Genomic DNA, 22,956 nt, shown 5'->3' with positions numbered 1-22,956 from the left:
AGGTCATACCACAGGGCAAGCGGGATATAGCTCACAAAAAAGACGCCCTAAGGCGTCTTTTTATCGTTCGATTAAGCTAAATACCCTCAAATAATCATCCCATTAAAATGGGCTGATTTATCAAAACTCACAATTGCTTATGCAGCAATACCTGAATGTCTTAACAGGGCATCGATATTCGGCTCGCGCCCCATAAACTGTTTGAACAAGTCCATAGGTTCGGCTGAGCCACCCATTTCGAGGATATTGTGCAGGAAGCGACGACCCGTTTCAGGGTTAAAAATACCTTCCTCTTCGAAGCGGGAAAACGCATCCGCCGACAGCACTTCAGCCCATTTATAGCTGTAATAACCTGCGGCATAACCACCCGCAAAAATATGGGCAAATCCATGTTGGAAACGGTTAAAATCCGGCGGTGTTAATACGGCCACCTGACGACGCACTTCGTCTAAGGTTTCTTGAATGCGCGCGCCTTTAGCGGGGTCGTATTCGTGGTGCATTCTAAAATCGAACAACGAGAACTCGAGTTGGCGCAGCATCATCATGCCAGACTGGAAGTTTTTCGCCGCCAGCATTTTATCTAACAAGGCTTTAGGTAATGGCTCGCCCGTTTCGAAGTGGCCAGAAATTTCGGCCAAGGCTGCTTCCTGCCAGCACCAGTTTTCCATAAATTGGCTCGGCAACTCGACCGCATCCCAAGGCACACCATTGATGCCCGACACGCCTGCAACATCGATTTTGGTCAGCATATGGTGGATACCATGGCCAAATTCGTGGAACAGGGTCGTCACTTCATCGTGGGTAAACAGCGCAGGTTTGCCATCGACTGGACCATTAAAGTTACAGGTCAAATAAGCCACTGGCTTTTGCAATCCATTGGCGGTTTGACGGCGCACACGGCAGTCATCCATCCAAGCACCACCACGTTTACCTGTGCGGGCATATAAATCGAGGTAGAAACTGCCTCTGTGTTCGTCAGTTTCGTCGAAAATATCGAAGAAACGCACGTCTTTATGCCAACGGTCAAAATCCTTTTGCTCAAGGATTTTAAGGCCGAACAAACGCGATACTGTATAGAACAAACCCGAGAGCACTTTATCTTCGGGGAAATACGGACGCAGGATTTCCTGTGAAATCTCATACTTATGCTGCTGCAACTTCTCAGCATAGAAACTTAAGTCCCAAGAGGCCATTTCAGTCACGCCATATTCGGCCTCGGCAAACGCTCTCAGCTCAGCCAGTTCTGCCTTAGCTTGATCCTTTGAGCGCAGCGCTAATTCATTTAAAAATGCCATCACCTGCGCCGGTGTTTCAGCCATTTTCGTCGCCAGAGATTTGTCAGCAAAACTATCAAAACCGAGTAACAATGCGAGTTCGTGGCGCAAAGCAAGAATTTCGTCCATCAGCGGGCTGTTATCAAACTCTCCGGCATTGGGACCTTGATCTGAAGCGCGAGTGACAAACGCACGGTAGCATTCTTCCCGAAGACTGCGGTTTTCGCTGTAGGTCATGACGGGTAGATAAGAGGGAAAATCTAAGGTAAATAACCAACCTTCTAGCTCACGCGACTGCGCCATCGCTTTAGCGGCGGCTTTGGCAGACTCAGGCAAACCAGCAAGCTCAGCTTCATCAGTGATCAACTTAGTCCAAGCTTGCGTCGCATCCAGTAATTGATTCGAAAAACCACTGGTGAGTTCAGAAAGACGTTTTACAATCTCGCCATAACGCACTTTTTGCGCGTCATCTAAGCCAATACCCGATAGTTCAAAGTCGCGCAGGCTGTGCTCTATCACCATCTGCTGGGCTTGGCTCAATTGTGCAAATTCATTGGATGTTCGCAGCGCTTTATAGGCTTGATACAAACCTTGGTGTTGGCCAACGTAAGTGCCGTATTCCGATAAAAGAGGTAAACAAGCATCATGGGCGGCACGCCACTCATCTGTGCTAGTCACTGAATTCATATGAGAAACGGGCGACCAAATTTGGCTTAGCTCATCGTCAACCTGTTCTAATGGCGCGACCAAGTTGTCCCACGTAAAAGGACCTTGGTTCTGCAGCACTTCATCAATCTTAGTGCGGCACTGAGCAATGGCATGCTCAACGGCGACTTGAATATGTTCCGGTTTAATCTGTGAAAAAAGCGGTAATTTTGCGCCGCTAAGCAAAGGGTTGCTCATATTGACTCCTCAACAATCTGTATCTGTTATAAATAAGGGCTAATGGCCTATTTATCAAGGCGAGAAAACCGATTGTCCCCTTCGAACGCCTTACTTAACCCTATTTCCCTTGAAAAAAAGTGAACTAGTTCGCATTTAGGATTTACGTTTTATTTACCTACACATTGTTGCAATCTCGATCGCAAATCGAATCAATTCGCATTAATGTTTGTATGTGGGCAAGGTATTATCTGCATAACTAACGTACCTCGACCAAAATCAGCAAAAATATGGCAACACACTCAGTGAAACTTATCGCCAGCGTCCTCTGCACATTAGGGATCAACTGCCTTAGTCACAACGCAGTTGCTAATGAGGGCCTAGAACAAGTCGATAGTATTTCAAACACCATATTACCCCGCCAGATAACAGAACCTTTGGCGGTGACGCTGGATTTAGGTTGGGACAGCAAATATGTCTCACAGGGTCGCAATAACTTGCAAAATGGGGGTATTTATTGGCTCAATGCTACCGTTCAGCACGGTAACTTAACCACTTATGCCTTAGTCGGACGCGGTGATAGCCAAGCCTATACAGAGTGGAATATCGGCCTTGAATATGGGTTCAACTTAGCCGAAAACCTAGAGGCTAATCTGGGATATCAGCGCATTGAAGGCTATAGCAATAGCCGCTGCCAAGATAACGAGCTATTTGCAGAACTCGCCTACAGCGCCACAGCTTGGTTGGTACCATCGGTGAGTTATGTCTATTCCACAGAGGCGGCAGGCTACTTTGTTGAAGTGAGTTTGCACAGTTATTGGAATATCACAGACCAGTTCAGCCTCACGCCCTATATCACTCAAGGGTTTGATTTTAAATACCGCACAGAAGAACACGATGGCAGTAATAACCTGCAGTTTGGCCTCGAAGCGAATTATCAACTGACCCCAAGCATGAGTATTAGCGGACACATTAGCCACAGCATTGCCCAGAGTGATATTGAGCAAGAAACCTCAGCCAATGGCGATATGAGTTCACAGGATCAAACCTATGCTGGCATCCACTTTGCGATAACATTTTAACGTCGTTTTAGCTCTGTGTTTCTAGCGCCGTATTGCAACCTTCCTCTGTCAATTTATCCCGTGACATTTGGCAAAAACAAAGCTCACTAACTAAACTCAAAATGTCGACGGAGCGACTCACTATTCACATCGATTTTGCCGAGGAACAGGGAATGTTAACGCATCATTTCTATCTTATCCGAACCGCTGTCATTACCTTGCCCCTGCTTTTTATCCAAGTTACAAGCTCGACTAATGCGCAACAGGTATCTGAACCTGAACCGAGTCTAGAATCCTTAGCGCAACCGACACAAACCGCACCTTTGCCCCTAGGCACTTTGCTCGACAATGAGGGCAAGCCGATTAATTTGCCTAACCAAGTGCAAAGTGCGTTCGAGTATTCGCCCCCCACTGTCACACCCGCAGAGCCATCCAAAACCACTAAATCAACTAAAGCCACTCAATCGAACAAAGCCGCTAAGAGTAAAAAACTCAGTCGCAAACAACAACTCGCTAGTCGTGAACATGTCGCCAATGATCCTAATTGCCGTTGGCTCGATAAACGTATGGATCAGCTAGAGTCCCTTCTCGGCAACAAGCAAGATAACGCTGCTAAGCATCAAGCCGATGAACTCAGCGCCCGCCAAAAGGAGTGGCAATGTTTGAAATGTGGTGCAGAAGGCCCAGCTCAAAACGATCACTCTAAGTGCCAATATCGCCGCGAAACAGCCACGCGATAACAACTGAATGCAACTTTAGGAGTATTTTTATTAAAAGCAATGCCTTATACGTTAGTGATGCAATAGGCTGGTCTGTTACCGCAAAGCCCCCTACAATGACCTTCTGCTGTAAAGCATCTCATCCTTGAAGTAAGACGGAGAAACTCATGGCTCAACATTTTGACTATATCTGCCTAGGCGCAGGCAGCGGCGGTATCGCCTCAGCAAACCGAGCGGCAATGCGTGGTGCTAAGGTTCTACTCATCGAAGCCAAACACGTGGGTGGCACCTGTGTAAACGTAGGTTGTGTGCCCAAAAAAGTCATGTGGTATGGCGCCCATGTTGCCGAAGCGATGAACCTTTACGCCAAAGATTATGGTTTCGACGTCACTGTTAATAAATTCGATTGGAATACTTTGGTCGAAAACCGCGAAGCCTACATTGGTCGCATTCACGATGCCTATGGCCGTGGTTTTGCCAACAATAAAGTGACGCTGTTAAATGGCTACGGCCGTTTTGTGGATGGCAACACCATCGAAGTGGACGGCGAACATTACACCGCCGATCACATCCTCATCGCCACTGGCGGCGCACCGACGATTCCGAACATTCCTGGCGCGCAATACGGTATCGACTCCGATGGTTTCTTCGCCCTACGCGAGCAACCTAAGCGCGTTGCCGTTGTTGGCGCGGGTTATATCGCTGTTGAAGTCGCTGGCGTGTTACACGCTCTGGGCAGTGAAACTCACTTATTAGTGCGTAAACATGCGCCGCTGCGTAACTTTGACCCTATATTAGTCGATGCTCTCGTCGATGCGATGGCAACCGAAGGCCCGACATTACACACCCATAGCGTACCAAAAGCCGTGGTTAAAAATGCCGATGACAGCCTGACATTAAACTTAGAAAACGGTGAAAGCATTACAGTCGATTGCTTGATTTGGGCAATTGGCCGCTCACCTGCAACAGGCAATATCGGCCTAGAAAATACCGAAGTGCAATTAGATAGCAAAGGCTATGTCATCACTGATGAGCAGCAAAATACAACTCACAAAGGGATTTACTGTGTCGGCGACATTATGGCGGGCGGCGTAGAGCTCACCCCTGTTGCGGTTAAAGCGGGCCGTTTGTTGTCCGAGCGTTTATTTAACGGTATGACAGATGCCAAAATGGATTACAGCCTGATCCCAACAGTTGTATTCAGCCATCCACCTATCGGCACTATGGGCTTGACCGAACCTGAGGCCCGTACTCAATACGGCGACGATAACGTCAAAGTGTATACCTCGACGTTTACCTCCATGTACACAGCCGTTACGGCCCATCGCCAAGCCTGTAAGATGAAGCTAGTCTGCGCTGGCAAGGACGAAAAAGTCGTCGGTATTCATGGTATTGGTTTTGGTATGGACGAAATCCTTCAAGGTTTCGGCGTCGCCATGAAAATGGGCGCGACTAAGGCCGATTTCGATGCTGTGGTGGCTATCCACCCAACGGGCGCGGAAGAGTTTGTTACTATGAGGTAGAAGCGATTTTCGCTTTGATTTCATCATATTTAGGGCCAGCTAATGCTGGCCCTAATTGATCACAGATAACATAAAACCATTAACTCTCACGCGACTTTCCTATAATCTCGACTGAGTACTTTGCATTTTAAACACCTAGCGCGGTTATCGCTGCGCTACTGTCATCGGGATGAATAGCGTAATGCTTAAAGAACTCGCGTTCGATGGTTTGTTATTTAGTCCATTAATTATCTTTATCCCCTTAGCTTTTCTGCTTTCCTGCATCACTCGCTTGGTACTCTATCAAACTGGGCTCTATCACAAGCTGTGGCGCGCAGCTTGGTTCGAAGTTGGGCTGTTTATCTGCTATCTGGCTTTGGTCATTTACTTGCTTGGGAGTTGATTGTTCATGGGAAAAATCTTTCGTATCAGCCTCACCCTCATTGTGGTCGCGGTTGCAGGTATCGCCGGACATTGGATATGGTCGCACTACCTTTATTCTCCTTGGACCCGCGACGGCCGAGTTCGCGCCGAAATCATTACCATAGCGCCAGATGTATCAGGTTGGGTAAACCAACTGAATGTAAAAGACAATCAAGTCGTTAATAAAGGTGATGTATTGTTCACAGTGGACGATACCCGCTACAAAGCCACCATTGCCGAATTGAATGCCAAAGCAGAAAGCCAAAAATTGGCATGGGAACTGGCAAAACATAAATACAAACGCCGTATCGGTTTGACCAACGCCAACTTAGTCAGCAAAGAAACCTTCGACGAAGCCTTTATCAATACCGAACTGGCAAGAACCAGTTATGAACTCGCACAGGCACAATTAAATACCGCCAAAATTGACTTAGCGCGGACGCAAATTCACGCTCCCGAAAATGGCACCCTGATCAATTTAAGCCTGCGTAATGGCAACTATGTCAGCAAAGGCAACTCAGTATTTTCGCTGGTCAAACAAGACTCTCTCTATATCACAGGCTATTTTGAAGAAACCAAAATCCCCTTGGTTCACATAGGTCAAAACGCCGATGTCAGCCTAATGAGTGGCGGCCATTTCTTGCACGGCAAAGTGGTCAGCATAGGTAAGGCGATTGCCAATACCAATGTCACCACTAATGGGCAGTTATTGCCGCAAATCGGCCAAACCTTTAATTGGGTGAGATTGTCACAACGTATTCCGGTCGATATCCAGCTAGACAGCATTCCTAAGGACATAGAGCTGAGCGTCGGCATGACAGTTTCCATCCAGCTACAGACTGACAAATAGTCATTATGACGCTGTTACTTAAGAGTTTATTTTTTCCTGACCGACGAACCCTCATTTTCGCGATTAAAGGCGTGATTTCGATGGCGCTCGCCTTATATGTGGCCATGTTCTTAAATCTAGAACGGCCATATTGGGCGCTGGTGTCGGCGGTATTTCTGCAAATCCGCCCTGAAAGCGGCCTCGTGATCGAAAAGGGCTTATGCCAAATTGGCGGCACCTTAGTCGGCGCACTTGCAGGGATTGCCATACTCAACGGGTTTACACCCTATCCCGAACTCGCCTTAGGATTACTCGCCTGCTGGATAGGGTTAAATTCTGGGTTGTCGGCCATGGTGCGCCAGCAAAACTTTGTCTATGCCTTTGCTATGGCGGGCATGACAGCCTGCTTGATAGTGCTCATTGTGATGGCGAGCCCAGGCACAGCCGATAGTGCAAAAATATTCGATGTGGCGCAGGCGAGGATCAGCGAAATTATCGTCGGCGCAATTTGTGCCGTCTTGGTCAGTTCGCTACTGTGGCCGACCAAGGTAAAACATGGCCTGCAACTGCATGCTAAAAACACAATTAATCAAACGCTTAACTATCTTGCATTAGAACTAGATTTACAGGGCGTACATGCGAGCCGCCATGAACATATCGACACTATTATGGAATCAGTATCGGCGCTGAGTGACGACTCCAGCGCGGTGATTTATGAAGGTCCCGAAGGTCGCGGGCAGAGCCATGCGGCGAACTTTCTCTGCAATAAAACCCTTTCGCTGTTGGCGGCAATCCAAATATTTGGCCGACTACAACGTAATCATTCCCATCTGGTCAGTGAACCGCTCGCGAAAACCTTAGCCAATATGCGCAGCAGTTTTACCCTGATGGCGCAATCCACTGATGACCAAGAATGCTACAAAATGGCGCGTACTTTAAGGTATCAACTCCAACAAAACCTGATGCAATACCGCGACCGAACCCCATTAGAGACTCGCTTACTCAAAGTTGCGATGGAGTTAAGCGCCGATCTGATCATGGTGCTCAAGAGTTATAACGTACTGACAAGCAATTCTGCGGTACAACTCAACGCGCCGCCAATGGAATTTCACCGAGATCCACTGATAGGGTTTACGACCGGTCTACGCAGCATGGCGGTATTTGTCATTGGTGCTTCGCTGTGGATCGGCACAGGGTCGAGCGCGGTACTCATGATGATCCTGATGCCAGTGGTTTTTTCCATCATGATGGCGCGCCAGCCACTGCCGATGCTAACCACGATTTTGCGCCGTATTCTTGTCGGTATCACTATCGCTGTACCCCTCACAGTGTTTTACGCTTTACCTTTGCTGGCAGAGAGTAGCGGCGATTTCGAAATCCTCATTTTAGTGCTCGCAGGCCCCTTTTTTATTGGGCTACTCGCCTTAGCGAATCGACCGACCTTGCCCTATGGTCTCGGGATTTGCGTGCCGTTTGCGGTATTAGTACAGCCCAGTAATACCATTTCATTTGCGATAGAAAACACCGTCAGCAATGCCTTAGCGATTTTTGTTGGCGTCACTGTGCTGTATTGGTTATTTAAATTGATTACCGAACCTAGCCAGCGGCTGATGCAATATCGTCTGCTGCAATCTATCCAAAAAGATCTGGTGCATATCTCGCAGCATAGCGATCCTGAGCCTTGGTTTAACGCCCGCATGGGCGATCGACTGCTGCGGATAGCCAGTTACGAAAAAGGCTCGGGCAAGAGTTCGAGGGTATTTACCGATCTGGTGTTCACTGCACTTAATCTAGGCCATGTGTCGATTCGAATGCGGCGCATGTTGCAGGGGATTTCAGATACGCACTCAGACTTAGAAAATGCACTCAACCTCTGGCAACACAATTTAGGTCAGGCATTTATCGCCTGCGCCCACGGCCAAGTCGCAGAAGAGTTTAACACCAGCAGCGAAGCCTTATTACAAGCGATGGCGCAATGCCCGTTACCCCACGAACAATTCACTCTGATTACTGGGATGTTTGAACGCATCACATTAACCTTCGAACGCACTGCCCACAGTATCGCCGAGCAGAAAAACACCTCAGCAAAATAGTCAGTTCTCAAACTATTTTCCGCCCCAAAAGCTACTCTCGTACCGCCGCCACAACCATTTAAATCCAATAGAAGCTTGATATTTGGCCGATAAAATGCCTTAATATAATTAGATCACTAACTATATTGGTGATATAAATTCAATTATCAACCAAGGAGCAATTATGTCTACGGAGAACCCACCAGAGGAAAATCTTATCTCGCAAGTAGCAAGCTTTACCCGATTACACGCCAAGGAAACCATGCAGTTTATGTGTTTATGCGCAATATTAAGCACCTATCTCTTTGTCATTTTGAAACCGAGTATTATTCAAAATAACAAAGCGTTAGGAGACAAATAACCCATGAATTACCTGGCTTACGTTTCCTTAGCGATTTACTTTATCGCCATGCTTGCTATTGGCTTATTCGCCTATAAAAAATCCACCAGCGATGTATCCGGCTATATTTTGGGCGGCCGCAAGGTGAGCCCACAGGTCACCGCACTCTCAGCGGGTGCATCTGACATGAGTGGCTGGATGCTAATGGGTCTTCCCGGCGCAATGTTTTTGGTTGGTTTCGAAACCATTTACATCGCACTTGGACTATTAATTGGTGCTCTAATTAATTACTTGGTCGTTGCACCCAAATTAAGGGTCTATACCGAAGTCGCGGATAACGCCCTCACTATCCCGGAGTTTTTTGCTAAACGCTTCGGCAATGCCAACAGCAGTATCCGAATTATCTCGGCCGTGATCATTGTGATCTTCTTTACCTTGTATACCTCAGCGGGTTTAGTGGCTGGCGGTAAGTTATTTGAGTCAGCATTCGGCCTGAACTACGACATAGGTTTAGTCGTCACCCTCGGCGTAGTGGTTTCTTATACCTTGTTGGGCGGATTCTTAGCAGTGAGCCTCACTGACTTTGTCCAAGGCTGTATCATGTTTGTCGCTTTAATCTTAGTGCCTGTGGTGGCATATCAAGAGTTTACCAGCGCTGACACTATGCTGAACTTTGCGTATCAATCGATTCCACACTTCACCGATGCCATGCAAAACGTCACTATGTTAGGGCTTATCTCAAGCTTATCTTGGGGACTCGGTTACTTTGGCCAACCGCATATTATTGTCCGCTTTATGGCAATTCGTTCAGTCGCTGACATTAAAACCGCCAGACACATAGGTATGGGCTGGATGACAGTGACCATTGTGGGTGCACTGGCAACAGGTCTTGTCGGTATCGCTTACGCCAATAAATTTGGCATGAAGCTGACCGATCCTGAAACCATCTTTATCGTGTTTTCTGAGTTGTTGTTCCATCCGATCATTAGTGGCTTCTTATTAGCCGCAATTCTGGCCGCGATCATGAGCACCATTTCATCGCAACTATTAGTGTCATCAAGCTCGCTAACGGAAGATATCTATCGCGTTATTTCGAAGAAAGAATCTAGCGAAAAAGACATGGTGAAAATGGGACGTTTTGGCGTAGCAGGCGTGGCAATTGTCGCAAGTCTACTGGCGCTTGACCGCTCTAGCAGTGTGCTATCACTGGTGAGTAATGCATGGGCAGGATTCGGTGCAGCCTTCGGTCCGTTAGTCTTGTTTAGCTTGTATAAAGCTAACCTAACCCACAAAGCCGCGATTGCCGGCATAGTGTCAGGCGCAGCTACAGTGTTGTTTTGGATTTATGCACCTGTACTTGCTGACGGTAAAGCTTTAACCACAGTGGTGTATGAGATGATCCCCGGCTTTGCCGTGAGCAGTGTGGTGATTTGGATAGTCTCGTTACTCGATACTGATCCTTGTGCCAAAACCACTAAATTATTCCATAAGGCTGGCCGTGTTTTAGCCGAAGACAGATGAGGCGCGCAGGTATGACTGACTTACCCTGGAAACGCATTGTCGTTAAGGTAGGTAGTGCCCTGATTGCTCCACACAAACAAGGTTGCAGCAGCCACTACTTACTCGGCATTGCCCAATTTATTACTTATTGTCGTGCCCAAGGGATCCAAGTTGTCTTGGTCTCTTCGGGCTCAGTCGCTGCAGGATGGCATCACTTTGGCGAGGTTGATAAACCGAGCGTCACAGTGAAGAAAGCCATGGCTGCAGCGGGTCAGGCCGATATGATGGCCACATGGAACAAGTTATTCGATTTCCCAACCGCACAGCTACTGTTAACCCACGGTGATTTACGCAATCGAGATCGTTACATCAGTATTAAAGACACGATTTTCAGCCTACTCGAACATGGGCTATTGCCTATCATCAACGAGAACGATGCCGTCACCGCCGACAAGCTCAAAGTTGGCGATAACGATAATCTCTCGGCCATGGTCGCCGCGGCGGCCGATGCCGATACCCTGATTATCTGTTCTGATGTGAATGGGCTTTACACGCAAAACCCCCATGAATATCCCGATGCACAGCTTATCAAGCAGGTGACCGAGATTAATGCCGAGATCTACGCCATGGCAGGCGGCGCCAGCAGTGCCGTCGGTACGGGGGGAATGCGGACTAAGATACAAGCCGCCAAGAAGGCGATTTCCCACGGGATCGAAACCTTTATTATTAATGGTTTTGATGCCGACTCATTCAACCAATTGTTGAAGGGCCAAAACCCAGGAACCTTATTTACCCCCGATGAGAAGCCAATGCAGGATCACTTGCACTGGATGACACATACCTCGCAGGCTCAAGGCGAAGTCATTGTTGAAAATGACTTTAATATCGCCCTTGATATCCATAGCGAGCAATTGACCAGTGACGATGTCGTTGCCATCAATGGGGACTTTTCTGTCGGTGACACCATTTTAGTACGCAAAGACGATGGCACTAAATTGGCCAAGGCCAAATCCAATTACAGCAGCTGTTTACTTAGCTTTATTACGGACCAAGACGATCGCGAGTTTGCCAGTGAATTTCAGCAAAAGACTGGACCGATCATTTCCGAGAAAAACATCGCCATTCTCGAATAAGCATCAGCCGAATAAAACTAAGCGAGTAAACATCTAAGCGGAGTAAATATGACTTTAATCAAAAACTTATCTCAAGAAGCTGCCAAAGCGGCTCTGATCCTCGCCCAAGTTGACGAACAGCTTAAAAATACTGTACTCCTCGATATGGCACGCTCATTACGCGAAAAGTCCTATGAAATCCAAAGCGCAAATTTAATCGACTTACACAGAGCGACCGCCGATAACGTCGGCCCAGCCATGCTCGACCGATTAACGCTAACGCCAGAGCGTATCGAAGCTATGGCGGTAGGCATTGAAATCATCGCCGCCTTGCCCGATCCGATTGGCAACGAACGTCATATAGGTCAACGACCTAATGGTTTATCCATCAGTAAGATGCGCGTGCCATTGGGCGTGGTTTGTATGATTTATGAAGCGCGCCCCAATGTCACCGCCGATGCGGGTGCCCTGTGCTTTAAATCCGGTAATGCCGTGATTTTGCGCGGTGGTAAAGAGGCGCTGCACACCAGCAAAATTATCGCCACCATTTTGCAAAGTGTATTGAAACAATACGGCTTGCCCGAGGCGTTAATCACAGTGGTGCCAGACCCAGATCGCGCCCTCATGCTAGAACTGCTGCAGCAACGAGATTATATCGATGTGATCATTCCCCGCGGCGGCGAAGGCTTGATTAACTTTGTGACTGACAACAGTAAAATCCCAGTGATCCAGCATTTTAAAGGCGTGTGTCATTTATACGTCGATAAAGATGCCGATCTGGATATTGCTATGGACTTACTGCTCAACGGTAAAACCCAGCGCACTGGCGTATGTAATGCCCTCGAAGCTCTATTAGTGCACCAAGAAATTGCCTCGCAATTTTTGCCTAAGGTAGCCAAAGCGCTGGCCGAGCATAAGGTTAAAATCAACGCTTGTACTCAATCCGGTGGCTACTTCGAAAACTGTACGTATATGGAAGAAGACAATTTCGGCCAAGAGTATTTAGATCTCGAAATTGCCATTCGCCAAGTCGATCACTTTGACCATGCTATCCAACATATTGCCCGTTTTGGTAGCCAGCACACCGAAGTGATTTGCACCGAAAACGAAGTCACAGCCGCACACTTCCAACGTGCGGTCGATGCTTCTGTGGTAATGGTCAATGCCTCTTCGCGCTTCTCCGACGGCAGCGAACTCGGCCTTGGAGCAGAAATCGGCATCGCGACCTCTAAGCTACATGCCTATGGCCCAATGGGACTCGAATCCTTGACCGCTGAGAAGTATTTAGTCTCAGGCACAGGCCAAGTGCGGGCGTAAACCTAAGCTGTAAATCACACTTTTAGGCTTAACAAGTCCGTTGGATTTCGATTCAATTGTAAAGATTAAAGGCCACAGTCAGTAACGACTGTGGCCTTTTTGTTGGCTAAATTGACCCTATCCACAACAGCCTGAGTTCCCAGTCAATGCCCTGAAACCGAGTTATAGTAAGGCATGCGCTAAAACCTCAGATCCCACTGCGATGACTTATCACAGCTCGCTGACAAGCTATTCGCCAATAAGTTACAACCCAGCTTAAACAATTTACACATTGAGCATATTGCATTTATTTTAAACAAACCTATCATGCGATCGATTCTCATTTGCACCTAAACACTTTGTTTGCACTCAGGATCACCAATCATTATTTAATCTGAAATCGCCTGAAAGGATTGAAATACCATGCCTCCCCTATCTGTTTTAACGTCTTGGCGCTCGCCATTGATCCCTGTACTTCTCAGCACACTTACTCTGACGGTTCAAGCCAATACTGACCCTAAGCAAGATGAGAAAAAAGATACAGAACAGATAGAAAGATTGAACGTGGTAGGAACATACACCCGCGCGGCAATGAATAGCGCCACGGGTTTGTCTATGTCACTCAAAGAAACCCCACAAAGCGTCACTTTGATTACCGAAGAGATGATTAGCGACAAAGGTTTGGTCACTATGGAGTCAGTGTTAAATCACACTCCTGGCGTGACTATGGTGGGCGATGCCTCTGAAAATAGTCAGATATTCGTGCGCGGTTATGCACTAGACAGCGGTGTTCAAATTGACGGCTTAATCACAACCTCTTCATCCCATGTTTACAGCGGCTCAATTGATCAAGGTTTAGACCCTGTGATTGCCGAACGGGTTGAAGTATTAAAAGGTGCGGCAGGGATTTTAAGTGGTTTAGGTGAACCTTCTGCCACGGTTAATTTTATTCGTAAACGTCCAACGGATGACACCCGTGCCACGGCAAGTGCAAGTTATGGCTCATGGAATACCTATAGACTTGAGGCCGATGTTTCTGGCTGGCTAACGGATTCTGGCAATGTGAAAGGTCGATTCGTGAGTGCGGTGAAGAAAGGCGATTCATTTATCGACCGCTATCAGCGCGATACCACTGTGCTTTATGGCGTAGTTGAAACGAGTCTCGGCATAGATACTAGCCTATCACTGTTTGCGGACTATCAAAAATCGCAAACCGACGGCGTGTATAACTGGAACTCTAATCCCGCATTTTATACCGATGGCACAGCTGTCGATTTTGGCCGCAGCTATTCCAGCTCACAGGACTGGACCCATTGGGATGTGACCCAAAAGAGTCTCATGGCCGAATTTAAACATAGATTCGATAACGACTGGTCACTCGTCAGTGCCTATCGTATTGCCAACGCCACCATAGACGCATTGGCCTTTTACCCTGGCGATTATATTGTCAAATCAACCGGCGAATTTGTTGGCCCTTGGGGCGATACCTATGCCGCCCAGCATGATCGCGAATCCGATACCAACAGCTTCAACCTGTACGCCACGGGTAACTTCGACTTACTCGGCCGTGAACATAGTGCGGTGATCGGTTTTAACTATGGTGACAACGAGTTTGATAACATCAACACAAACTCCGCACGCCAACGTCGCTATAACGTGGCGGATCAAGGCCATTATCCCAAGCCTAATCTGCCTAATTCACCCACCAATGGCCAAACCAATGAGCAAAGCCAATCGGGTGTTTACGGCACTGTCCGTGTCAATGTATTGGATTCACTAAAATTAATGGTCGGTGGACGCGTAAGTAACTGGTCCTATGAAAAGCATGATCTCGTGGGTAACAGCACAGATGCGACCATGGAAAAAACCGGTATTTTCATCCCCTACTACGGCCTAGTCTACGATGTGACCGAGCAGATCGCTGTCTACGCTAGCCGTACTGAAATCTTCAAACCTGGCACCTATTTTGGTGAAGATGGCCAACTGCTCGAACCTGCAGAAGGCACAAACGTCGAAGGCGGCGTCAAGGTCGCGCTGTTCGATGACACGCTAAACATGTCAGCCGCCATCTACGAAACCAATAAAGACAACGAACCCGAGTATGCAGGTAAAGGTCAGCTACCTTCCGGTGACTCTATCTACGAAAGTGTGGATGGGATTACCACCAAAGGCTATGAGTTAGAAATTGCCGGACGTCTTACCGACTTATGGGATATCAGCGGTGGTTATACCCACAACAATGCAGAAGATAAAGATGGCCTACGTCGTCAAACTTATCTGCCCGAAGATATCTTCAAACTCACCACTAAATATAACTTTGAAGATATTCTGCCGGGCATTACTGCAGGTGCGAGCTGGCGCTGGCAGAGCAGCACCTTCTATCAAGGCACTATTTGGGGTGTCGATGGCGCGCCGAATGTGGCTTACCGCCAAACACAATCCGCCTACTCACTCGTTGACTTAATGTTTGGCTACCAAATCACACCTTCTATTTCTATGCAATTGAACATTAACAATATTTTCGACAATAACTACAACCGTTCACTCTGGGGTTACGCCGACTTTGGCGAGCCACGTAATGCCACACTGTCACTACGTTGGACGCTCTAAAACATAGCCCTAACCCGAAATAACATTAAGGATGATCTGATGAAACAAGCACTTGTAATACTCACTTTACTCGGCGGTATCGCTTTTTCGGCTCAAGCACATGAAGTATGGCTTGAGCGTAATAACGATGGTTCGGTTAAAGTGCAATTTGGCGAACCGGGTTCAGAGCAGGCTTCGGCAGAAGAGTTAGCATCGTTAAGCGCGGCGCGTATTTTCGCCGCCAATGCCAAGACACCGTTAACCGCCACAGCGCAGGCCGATCATCTACTGGTCAAAACCCAAGATAGCAAGAGTGACATAAGTTTCTATGCCGATACCGCGTGGCAACCATGGAAAACTGAGACCGGATTGCAGGCCGCAATACTCTATGCCCGCACGGGACAAGAACACACAAAAGCGCTGCAAGATTTTGAATTTACGCCAGTAAAGTCAGGCGTTCCCGAGTTTGTGCTTAGCTATAAAGGCGCACCACTGGTGAATCATCCAGTACAAGTTTATCGCCCCGGTTTTTGGAGTAAATCTTTCACCACCGATGCCCAAGGTAAATTCGCCCTCGATACCCCAGATGCGGGCCGCTACTTACTCGTCAGTAATCACACTACAGAAGGTAAACAAACACTCGCAGGCAACGAGGTTGATAGCGTTTTACACATCACCACCACGAGTTTTATCACTCAGTAATAATCTTAATAGTGAGATGGAGTTAACGTGCGTTATTTAATGATAGGTTTATACATGCTGTGTTCTGCAGTCCACGCAAGCACAGCACCTGTAACAGTCGCCTTGCCCCAAACAGGCAGTACCAATGAACTTTTGCCACTCAGTGGCTCCATTAAATCCGCACGGGTAGCCCGCTTATCTGCACGTACCGATGGCCTAGTCGCCAAAGTACTGGTCGATGCGGGCTCTAACGTTACCGCTGGCCAGCCTTTGCTCGCACTCGATGACACCTTAGCCATACACCAATTAGCACAGCGTCAGGCCGATGTAATGGCCGCTAAGACCATGCTGGCAGAAAAGCAGCGACTCCTCACCGAAGCGCAAACACTCAGTTCTCAGCAATTATTCCCCGAAACTGAGCGCGCGATTCGTCAAGCGGCGTTAACAGAAACCGAAGCTAATCTGCAGAGTTTAACGGCGGCATTAGCACACCAAAAAGAGGTGGTCGCCCGCCACCAACTGATCGCGCCGTTTGCGGGAGTGATTTCAAGCAAACAAACTGAAACCGGTGAATGGGTCAATGTCGGCACTGAAATCTTCACCTTAGTATCCCAAGAACAGCTCTGGCTCGATATTCAAGTCCCACAGGAAATGTTCCAAAATATAGCCACTGCAACTCAAGTCGATATTGCCGCAGATATGATGCCTGAACAGCAGTTTATAGGCCATGTGAATGCACTCGTCCCCGTGAGCGATCACAATGCTCGCAGCTTCTTGGTGCGCTTAACCATTCCTGATGCGAGTGGACTTTTGATGCCCGGCACATCAGCTACCGCGACCTTCCACTTACAGCGGGCGCAACACAGTGTTGTCGTGCCGCAAGATGCGCTAGTCCGTCACCCGGACGGCCAGTTCAGTGTCTTTACCGTGCAAAACAACATAGCCCAACGGCATACCGTTCAAGTGGGCCACACGAGCGCCATCGGGATTGAAATCCTTAGCCCATTACCCAAAGACGCGCCCGTGGTGATCCGCGGTAACGAGAGCCTACAAGACCAACAGCCAGTCTCTGTACTCAACTCTGCAGTAGGAGGTTAGTGGGATGCTGAAGTTTGGAATTAAACATGGCACCTTACTGTCGGTCATCGTCTTGATATTTTGCGTGTTGGGCACAGCTGCCGCACTGCGTATCCCAATCCAAATGATCCCCGACTTAGATGTGCGCACCATCAGCGTGGCCACAGGTTGGCCGGGGGCAACACCGCAAGACGTCGAAAAAGAAATTCTACTTGAGCAGGAACGCTACCTGCGCACCCTGCCCAACTTACAACGCATGACATCTTGGGCTGATACGGGTTCGGCATGGATAGAACTCGAATTTCCCCAAAGCACTGAGATAAGCGATGCGCTTATTCGTGTTAGCAATGCGCTCAGCCAAGTATCGTCTTATCCAGAAAACGTCGACCAACCACGGCTTTACAGCAGTTCATATTCAGACAACGCTTTCATGTATTTTCGTCTCGTGCCTGTCGCAGGGAACCCGCTGAATCTAGACATAGACATGATGCGCGATTTCGCTAACGACTTTATTCGCCCACAAATGGAGCGCGTCAAAGGCGTTTCCTCCGTCACTATTCAAGGCGGCGCTGAACGGCAAATTCAAATACGGCTCGATCCCGCCAAACTCGCCCAACGTGGCATCAGCATTATGGACGTGCGCCAAGCCATTCGAGATCGCAACAAGGACACTTCTGCGGGCGATATCGACAGTGGTAAAAAACGTTATTTACTGCGGGTAATTGGCCGTTTTGAGGATTTAAATCAACTTAAGCAACTGATTTTAAAACGCCAAGGTAATACGAATATTCTGCTGCAAGACGTTGCCGAGATAAAACTCGACCACGCCGAGATCCGAGAACTATCCTTTGCCGAACAAGAACGCACCCTCAGCTTAGCGGTCAAACGGGATGTCGGTTCTAACGTTATCGCCATCAAAGATGCCATGATGCCCGTGATAGCGCAGATCAATCAAAATCAACTCGCCCAGCACGCCATGCAGTTAGAGTTATTCAGTGATGATGTGCGCTATGTGCAAGATTCGGTTGCAAATGTGTGGGTCAATTTAGGCCTAGGAGCCTTACTGGCAACCTTAGTGATGTATCTCTTCTTGCGCTCGAATCGAGCCACCCTGATTGGTGTTATCGGTATTCCGCTATGTACCTTAGCCGCCTTCGTCGGGCTGCTGGTGTTTGATCGCACCATTAATGTCATTTCGCTGGCGGGTGTTGCCTTTGCCATAGGCATGACGGTCGATAACAGCATTGTGGTGCTCGAAAGTATTGAACAAGCGCGCAGACGCGGATTAGATCGTCTCGAAGCAGCCATCAGTGGCATCTACGATGTCTGGCCCGCAGTATTAGCCTCGACGCTCACCACAGTGCTAGTGTTTGTACCCATTCTATTTATCAAACAAGAAGCGGGGCAACTGTACTCGGATATCGCGATTGCCATCGCTTCATCCATTATCGCTTCTATGCTGGTCGCGGTGTTCATCGTACCCGCCGCTATTGCCCGTTTTGGTTTCGGTAAGATGCACTCGGCGCAGACAAACCAAAGTGAGCCGCCCAAAGCATCACGCATATTGAGCTTAGTCAGCCAACTTGTACTGTCGGCAAGACGCCGCGCCTTTGTGATTGTGCTGTCACTCGTCTCGACGATCGGGCTTGCGGCTTGGCTGATGCCTCCGGCCGAATATTTACCCGAAGGCGAAGAACCAAAAGCCTTTACTTCTATGGTCGCGCCGCCGGGTTACAACCTATCGGAAATGGCTAAAATTGCTGAAGAATTAACGACTCAGCTATCCGCGAGAGTCAATGCCGAGGCGGCATCCTTTGAACGTGGTGAGCAAAAGATCCCGCCGCTAAAATACTATACCCTCAGCGTGGGTGTCGGCAGTATTTGGGTGATGAGCGAGCCCGTTCGCAGCCAAGATATGGATGCCATGATGAGCTCACTCACCGCCTTATTTGAGCAATATCCTGGCATGCGCGCCTATTCATCGCGGGGTTCCATAATTTCCAGCAACGATGGTGGCACCCGCGCTGTCGCCTTGGATATTTCTGGCCCGAATCAAGCCAGCCTCTATCGTGCTGCAGAAGCGGCGTATCAAGCGGCGGAAAAAGTATTTGCCGAACCTCAGCTGTATTCTGACCCATCGACCTTGTCGCTAGACCAACCACTTTGGCAGATTTCCCCTCGCTGGCAACGTCTTGTAGAACAAGATTTTAGCGGCAGCGAGTTTGGCTATGCGGTTTCAGCACTGAGCGATGGCGCCTATGTCGACGAGTTTTTCCTCAATGATAACAAGGTGGATATCTTTCTATTTAGTCTGGCAGGCAATCAACAGAGTCTGTCGCAATTGGCACTCGCGCCGATAGTCACGCCTAAGGGTAATGTACTGCCACTGCAAGCCTTGGCCGACATTAGCGAGCAAATGGATAGCGACAGTTTACGCCGCGTCGATGGCCGCAGAACCGTGACCCTTTACATTATTCCGCCGCGTTCCATTGCGTTAGAAACCGCTGTGGCTAAGGTGCGGGAAGAATTAGTCCCCATCCTCTATCAACAGGGTGCGGTCGGCAAAGATGTCAGTTTAGACATTTCGGGCGCAGCCGATCAGCTCGAAGCGACGAAAGCGGCACTCTCCAGCAATTTTCTGGTCGCCGTGTTGATCATCTACTTGTTATTAGTCGCGATTTTTAATCACTGGGGTTATCCGTTATTTGTGCTGATCACTATCCCGCTCGGACTTGCGGGCGGTTTAGTCGGCTTACAAGCGCTTAATTATACTGGCAGCTTATTTACGTATCTTGGCGGCCAAGGTTGGCACCAACCCTTTGATATGATTACTATGCTTGGATTTCTAATCCTACTCGGCACTGTCGTTAACAACCCGATTTTGATCGTGGAACAGAGCCGTAAAAACCTGCAATCGGGTCAGTTTGGTGTCGTTGAAGCCGTAAAATCTGCCGTCGCCAGTCGATTACGACCGATTCTAATGTCTACCGCGACGACCTTGTTTGGCTTATTGCCGCTGGTGTTATTCCCCGGTGCTGGCAGCGAACTCTACCGCGGCGTTGGCATAGTGGTATTGGCAGGTCTTATCGTGGCAACGCTACTCAGCTTAACCTTTTTACCCGCCCTGTTAATCTCTGTGCTATCCCGCACCCACAAGACAAATTCAGCCAAAGTGGCACGCCATCATGATTGAGAAAATCGCCATGACTCAGCCGTTAATACAAAGGCTAACGCGTTGGAAAAACTCCACTATTTGGCGCGATAGCCTGCACATAGGCAATCGCTGCCTCGCAGCAACCTTTGGCGGCTATTTGTTAAGTGCAGTAGCGACTATTTTATTCGCGCAAATCCTGCCGTTATCTCAGGTTGATCGAGTGTTAACCGCCATGATGCTGTCATTTACTGTGTACACCTGCGCCGTGATTTGGGTGTTCAGCGTTAAATCAACATGGCGATACTGGCTGGATTTATTCGCGCTCAGCGGTCTGCTGTATTTAGCTTACCTCGCCGCTAAAGCGTTTGATGTTACAAGTGTTCAAGGGAGTGGATTATGAAAGACTCCTTTTTTCGTTCAATGACTTGGCTACACACTTGGGTTGGATTGCTCACCTGCTGGGTGTTGTTTCTGGTTTTTTTCGCCGGAACAGCGGCCTATTACCGTGCTGAAATCAACCTGTGGATGCAACCCGAAAATCACGGCAGCCAATATGATGCCAATGCGGATAATCAACAATTGATACTCAAGGGCCTCACGTCCTTGGCACAACAAGCGCCTGACGCTGAGTCATGGTGGATTTACTTACCCACACAACGGGTGCCATTACTGACCTATGCATGGAGCGATCCCGCCGCTGAAGGCCAGCGATTTGGTGATTATCATCAAGGCTTTATTAACCCTGCGACAGGTGAAGCCTTACCTAAAGCACGGGAAAGCCGAGGGGGCGACTTTCTCTATCGACTACATTTCGACTTGTACTACATGAGTGTGCTCACGGCGCGTTGGATTGTCGGCTTTTGCACTATGTTCATGCTGGTCGCCATCATCAGCGGGATAGTGATCCACAAACGTATTTTTAAGGATTTCTTTAGTTTTCGCCCCGGAAAAGGCCCGCGCTCTTGGTTAGATGCCCATGTCGCCAGCTCAGTTCTCGCATTGCCCTTTCATCTTATGATCACTTACACCGGCCTAGTGACTTTGATGTTTATGTATATGCCATGGGGACTTAACACGCAATATGGTGATGAAACTCAAGCCTTTTATTCGCAATGGAAACCCATTTACCAAACTCCCGCCGCCACTAGCACACCAGCCACTATGCTCGATAGTCAGAGTTTACTCAGTGCGATTCACAGTGTCGTGGGTGAGTCGCCACTTGAAGGCTTGCAGTTTGATAATCTCAACGACAGCAATGCCAGCGTAACAGTCAAAATCGCCCCTGAGCACAGCTTAAATCAGCAAGCGCCTTGGTATCACTTGTCTACTGTGACAGGTGCTGTGTTGGCGCAGTCGGCTGTGACTTCGGGAGCGAATCAAACCCAAAGTGTCATGATAGCCCTGCACAGTGGTCGCTTTGCAGGCCAAGGCCTACGTTTACTGTATTTACTGGCGGGATTAACAGGCTGCGTGATGATCGCCAGCGGCGCAATTATGTGGGCCGATAAACTGGCACAAAAGCAGCTTAAAAAAGATAAGAATCATAGCGGGCTCACGCTAGTGAACATGTTGAATCTCGCCACCTTTGCTGGCCTGCCCATTGCGCTAGCCTGTTATTTTTATGCCAATCGACTCTTACCCGTCACCTTTGCGGATAGAGAGAACTGGGAAATCCATTGTTTCTTTATCAGTTGGGCGTTAGTCGCACTGCTCGCTTGTTTCAAACGAGATAAACAAACATGGCAACGACTCTTTTTACTCACATCCTTGCTTTATGGCCTGCTACCCCTGCTCAACGCCATGACTTCGCAGTATCAGCTGATAAGCAATCTACAGCGCCAAGCCTATGTTCTCGCAGGATTTGATCTCATGATGATCGCACTTGCAGCGCTGTTTTACATGGCAGCCAAACGCTTGCGTAGCCCTAAAAAAGTGCTGGCTACACGGGTAACCAAAGCGACGGCAGAATTAGGAGTTGAATCATGATAGCCACAGTCGAATTGTTAACCTGTTTTATCGCCATGGTGCTGTTGGCCTTATCTTATTTTAGCCACCACCGCGCCGTGCGTAACCGCCCGTTAACCGATGCACAGGCACGCGGATTTCGCACCGCTGGTACTGCAACGCTCGTCCTGTGCTATTGGCTTGCCAGTCGTCATTACGGCCCAGCGTACGCCAGCGTATTACTGCTCGGCTGGGTGTGTTTAAGTTCGATAATCCTAGTGATTTTACTCAGTTACAAACCACGCTGGTTACAGCCCATATTACCCGCCAGCACCGTAGTGTGTTTGCTCGGTTTGTTGTATTAAATACCGAATGAAATCGATTATGAGCGAGGCTAATTGATAAAAAATCATAGAGTAGGGATTGTGAGATGAGTTCTTTTTTAAAGCCATATACACATCGAGTGACGATATAGCTAATTAAGCACCCACATTCCAGTGA

Annotated in this window: 18 protein-coding genes; 17 read left to right on the top strand and 1 reads right to left on the bottom strand. The window is 48.4% G+C overall.

The features are described from left to right. Positions 1–137: 137 nt before the first annotated feature. Complete coding sequence (prlC, locus tag AAA952_RS04325; protein ID WP_338254727.1) at positions 138–2,177, bottom strand: oligopeptidase A; 2,040 nt, start codon at positions 2,175–2,177, stop codon at positions 138–140. Between the two features lie 269 nt (positions 2,178–2,446). Between prlC and AAA952_RS04320 the strand changes: the two genes are divergently transcribed. From AAA952_RS04320 to AAA952_RS04240, 17 genes are all read left to right on the top strand, one after another. Beyond that, positions 2,447–3,238 carry a hypothetical protein gene (locus AAA952_RS04320; protein WP_338254725.1) on the top strand — a complete coding sequence of 264 codons (792 nt, stop codon included), beginning with the start codon at positions 2,447–2,449 and terminating at the stop codon, positions 3,236–3,238. A 152-nt stretch (positions 3,239–3,390) separates the two neighbouring features. Continuing rightward, positions 3,391–3,957 (top strand): hypothetical protein, encoded by a 567-nt coding sequence (locus AAA952_RS04315; protein ID WP_338254723.1) that lies wholly within the window; start codon positions 3,391–3,393, stop codon positions 3,955–3,957. 146 nt (positions 3,958–4,103) lie between these two features. After that, entirely contained in the window at positions 4,104–5,459 is a 1,356-nt protein-coding gene (gorA, locus tag AAA952_RS04310; protein WP_219254393.1) for a glutathione-disulfide reductase, read from the top strand. A 181-nt stretch (positions 5,460–5,640) separates the two neighbouring features. After that, positions 5,641–5,841 (top strand): DUF1656 domain-containing protein, encoded by a 201-nt coding sequence (locus AAA952_RS04305; RefSeq protein ID WP_263208491.1) that lies wholly within the window; start codon positions 5,641–5,643, stop codon positions 5,839–5,841. Between the two features lie 6 nt (positions 5,842–5,847). Next, on the top strand, positions 5,848–6,711 hold the full coding sequence (locus tag AAA952_RS04300; protein WP_263208493.1) for an efflux RND transporter periplasmic adaptor subunit: 864 nt from the start codon (positions 5,848–5,850) through the stop codon (positions 6,709–6,711). Between the two features lie 5 nt (positions 6,712–6,716). Further along, positions 6,717–8,783 (top strand): FUSC family protein, encoded by a 2,067-nt coding sequence (locus AAA952_RS04295; RefSeq protein WP_338254717.1) that lies wholly within the window; start codon positions 6,717–6,719, stop codon positions 8,781–8,783. A 163-nt stretch (positions 8,784–8,946) separates the two neighbouring features. After that, the gene (locus AAA952_RS04290) at positions 8,947–9,123 is read left to right on the top strand and encodes a hypothetical protein (protein WP_168826181.1); all 177 of its coding nucleotides are present in this window, start codon (positions 8,947–8,949) and stop codon (positions 9,121–9,123) included. 3 nt (positions 9,124–9,126) lie between these two features. After that, complete coding sequence (gene putP / locus AAA952_RS04285) at positions 9,127–10,623, top strand: sodium/proline symporter PutP (RefSeq protein ID WP_168826179.1); 1,497 nt, start codon at positions 9,127–9,129, stop codon at positions 10,621–10,623. A gap of 11 nt (positions 10,624–10,634) precedes the next feature. Further along, a complete protein-coding gene (gene proB, locus AAA952_RS04280) occupies positions 10,635–11,735 on the top strand; it encodes a glutamate 5-kinase (RefSeq protein ID WP_105250714.1) in 1,101 nt (366 codons plus the stop codon). A gap of 48 nt (positions 11,736–11,783) precedes the next feature. Further along, entirely contained in the window at positions 11,784–13,031 is a 1,248-nt protein-coding gene (locus AAA952_RS04275) for a glutamate-5-semialdehyde dehydrogenase (protein ID WP_263203591.1), read from the top strand. A gap of 402 nt (positions 13,032–13,433) precedes the next feature. After that, positions 13,434–15,620: a TonB-dependent siderophore receptor gene (locus tag AAA952_RS04270; RefSeq protein ID WP_338254709.1), complete on the top strand. Its 2,187-nt coding sequence runs from the start codon at positions 13,434–13,436 to the stop codon at positions 15,618–15,620. Between the two features lie 39 nt (positions 15,621–15,659). After that, complete coding sequence (locus AAA952_RS04265) at positions 15,660–16,301, top strand: nickel transporter (RefSeq protein ID WP_105250717.1); 642 nt, start codon at positions 15,660–15,662, stop codon at positions 16,299–16,301. A gap of 27 nt (positions 16,302–16,328) precedes the next feature. Then, a complete protein-coding gene (locus tag AAA952_RS04260) occupies positions 16,329–17,378 on the top strand; it encodes an efflux RND transporter periplasmic adaptor subunit (RefSeq protein ID WP_338254705.1) in 1,050 nt (349 codons plus the stop codon). Between the two features lie 4 nt (positions 17,379–17,382). Further along, on the top strand, positions 17,383–20,550 hold the full coding sequence (locus tag AAA952_RS04255) for an efflux RND transporter permease subunit (protein WP_338254703.1): 3,168 nt from the start codon (positions 17,383–17,385) through the stop codon (positions 20,548–20,550). Next, the gene (locus AAA952_RS04250) at positions 20,543–20,911 is read left to right on the top strand and encodes a hypothetical protein (protein ID WP_338254701.1); all 369 of its coding nucleotides are present in this window, start codon (positions 20,543–20,545) and stop codon (positions 20,909–20,911) included. Before AAA952_RS04255 ends, AAA952_RS04250 begins: the two co-directional genes overlap by 8 nt. Continuing rightward, a complete protein-coding gene (locus AAA952_RS04245) occupies positions 20,908–22,497 on the top strand; it encodes a PepSY-associated TM helix domain-containing protein (RefSeq protein ID WP_338254700.1) in 1,590 nt (529 codons plus the stop codon). Before AAA952_RS04250 ends, AAA952_RS04245 begins: the two co-directional genes overlap by 4 nt. Further along, positions 22,494–22,820 (top strand): DUF3325 domain-containing protein, encoded by a 327-nt coding sequence (locus AAA952_RS04240; RefSeq protein WP_338254698.1) that lies wholly within the window; start codon positions 22,494–22,496, stop codon positions 22,818–22,820. The genes AAA952_RS04245 and AAA952_RS04240 overlap by 4 nt, the downstream gene beginning before the upstream one ends. The last annotated feature ends 136 nt before the right edge of the window (positions 22,821–22,956 follow it).

The sequence above is a fragment of the Shewanella sp. M-Br genome, from assembly GCF_036245925.1.
In the GTDB taxonomy this organism is placed as follows: domain Bacteria; phylum Pseudomonadota; class Gammaproteobacteria; order Enterobacterales; family Shewanellaceae; genus Shewanella; species Shewanella oncorhynchi.
Note: the sequence above shows the minus strand (reverse complement) of the source record. Positions and strands in the feature narration are given on the sequence as shown.

Bases quoted from the DNA above. Each gene is read 5' to 3' on its own strand.
- AAA952_RS04315 (WP_338254723.1), top strand. From the start codon at position 3,391: ATGTTAACGCATCATTTCTATCTTATCCGAACCGCTGTCATTACCTTG.
- gorA (WP_219254393.1), top strand. From the start codon at position 4,104: ATGGCTCAACATTTTGACTATATCTGCCTAGGCGCAGGCAGCGGCGGT.
- AAA952_RS04250 (WP_338254701.1), top strand. From the start codon at position 20,543: ATGATTGAGAAAATCGCCATGACTCAGCCGTTAATACAAAGGCTAACG.
- putP (WP_168826179.1), top strand. From the start codon at position 9,127: ATGAATTACCTGGCTTACGTTTCCTTAGCGATTTACTTTATCGCCATG.
- AAA952_RS04265 (WP_105250717.1), top strand. From the start codon at position 15,660: ATGAAACAAGCACTTGTAATACTCACTTTACTCGGCGGTATCGCTTTT.
- AAA952_RS04270 (WP_338254709.1), top strand. From the start codon at position 13,434: ATGCCTCCCCTATCTGTTTTAACGTCTTGGCGCTCGCCATTGATCCCT.
- AAA952_RS04305 (WP_263208491.1), top strand. From the start codon at position 5,641: ATGCTTAAAGAACTCGCGTTCGATGGTTTGTTATTTAGTCCATTAATT.
- AAA952_RS04320 (WP_338254725.1), top strand. From the start codon at position 2,447: ATGGCAACACACTCAGTGAAACTTATCGCCAGCGTCCTCTGCACATTA.
- prlC (WP_338254727.1), bottom strand. From the start codon at position 2,177: ATGAGCAACCCTTTGCTTAGCGGCGCAAAATTACCGCTTTTTTCACAG.
- AAA952_RS04290 (WP_168826181.1), top strand. From the start codon at position 8,947: ATGTCTACGGAGAACCCACCAGAGGAAAATCTTATCTCGCAAGTAGCA.
- AAA952_RS04275 (WP_263203591.1), top strand. From the start codon at position 11,784: ATGACTTTAATCAAAAACTTATCTCAAGAAGCTGCCAAAGCGGCTCTG.
- AAA952_RS04300 (WP_263208493.1), top strand. From the start codon at position 5,848: ATGGGAAAAATCTTTCGTATCAGCCTCACCCTCATTGTGGTCGCGGTT.
- AAA952_RS04255 (WP_338254703.1), top strand. From the start codon at position 17,383: ATGCTGAAGTTTGGAATTAAACATGGCACCTTACTGTCGGTCATCGTC.
- AAA952_RS04240 (WP_338254698.1), top strand. From the start codon at position 22,494: ATGATAGCCACAGTCGAATTGTTAACCTGTTTTATCGCCATGGTGCTG.
- proB (WP_105250714.1), top strand. From the start codon at position 10,635: ATGACTGACTTACCCTGGAAACGCATTGTCGTTAAGGTAGGTAGTGCC.
- AAA952_RS04245 (WP_338254700.1), top strand. From the start codon at position 20,908: ATGAAAGACTCCTTTTTTCGTTCAATGACTTGGCTACACACTTGGGTT.
- AAA952_RS04295 (WP_338254717.1), top strand. From the start codon at position 6,717: ATGACGCTGTTACTTAAGAGTTTATTTTTTCCTGACCGACGAACCCTC.